Origin of the sequence: Psychrobacter sp. A3 (assembly GCF_028823565.1) — a bacterium.
Classification (GTDB): Bacteria; Pseudomonadota; Gammaproteobacteria; order Pseudomonadales; family Moraxellaceae; genus Psychrobacter; species Psychrobacter celer.
On sequence record NZ_JAPEHS010000185.1, the window covers coordinates 1 to 592 of the forward strand.

Genomic DNA, 592 nt, shown 5'->3' on the forward strand with positions numbered 1-592 from the left:
TGTCTTCACTGCCTTGACACCAGATAGCACGCATCTGCTCAGGCGATGCTTCATATATCGGATAACCAATAATATGCACCGTGACGCCTTTGGCATTGAGCATCGGTAGCTGTTGATGAAAGCGGCGGCAATAAGGACAGTTGACATCGTCCGCCACATAAATCACCGCTTTTTCGGTGGTAGTGGCAGGATAGGTGATGAGCTGCTGACGGTCTAACCCCTGAAAGACTGACTGGTTTTTGCGCTGCTCAAAGGTTTCATCTAACCCCATAAATCGACCGTTTTCGATGACAGATATCTCGCCATCGGTGATGTACTGCGCATCATCGGACAATAAAAACGGCACGCCCTCTAGCGTCGCGCCCCAGATCACCCCTGGCACCGCGGTATAAAAAAACGGCGTCTTGGCACTCATGTGTTTGAGCGCGCTCATATTGGCGAGGATGGCCGACTTGGTTTCGGCGCTCACTGGCTGCCCTGCTTGCTCACTACGGCTGCGGGCAGGGGTTTTGGTCACCACCTGCTTACTGGGGTTTTTTTGTAGCTCGCCTTGAATGACGTACTTGCCATCTTCGGTGATATGTAGTGGCGG

The 592-nt window shown here is 52.5% G+C and carries 1 protein-coding gene; it reads right to left on the reverse strand.

The features are described 5' to 3' along the window. Positions 1-592, reverse strand: a 592-nt coding sequence (locus tag NK638_RS12415) for a thioredoxin fold domain-containing protein (protein WP_274633248.1), incomplete at both ends; no start/stop codon positions are given.